A 429-nucleotide genomic window follows, 5' to 3' on the forward strand; every position below is an offset into this window, starting at 1 on the left:
TTTGACAATTGAAGATGAGAAGAAAGAGAAACGTGGACGGCGGTTTTGCGTTGGTGGGAGCAGAGATGCTTTCGCTGATAGAAGACAATGACGGTCACGTTTTGATATGAGAACACCAGATTGAACTGTTGTTGGATTGCAGTGATGCGGTTTGATGATGTTTGGTTTGATCGAGTGAGTTCTCGTCGATTCAGAACATAGTGATTAGTCTAGATTGAATTCTCAACTTGAGAGTTTGATCCTGGCTCAGAACGAACGCTGGCGGCAGGCTTAACACATGCAAGTCGAACGCCCCGCAAGGGGAGTGGCAGACGGGTGAGTAACGCGTGGGAATCTACCGTACCCTACGGAATAGCTCTGGGAAACTGGAAGTAATACCGTATACGCCCGTAAGGGGAAAGATTTATCGGGGTATGATGAGCCCGCGTT

The 429-nt window shown here is 48.0% G+C and carries 1 rRNA gene; it reads left to right on the forward strand.

What is annotated here, in order from left to right:
• Positions 1-223: 223 nt before the first annotated feature.
• Positions 224-429: ribosomal RNA gene (locus E6C51_RS20020) — 16S ribosomal RNA — on the forward strand; the annotation flags it as partial.

Source organism: Gillisella terrae, assembly GCF_004801395.1.
Lineage (GTDB): Bacteria > Pseudomonadota > Alphaproteobacteria > Rhizobiales > Rhizobiaceae > Allorhizobium > Allorhizobium terrae.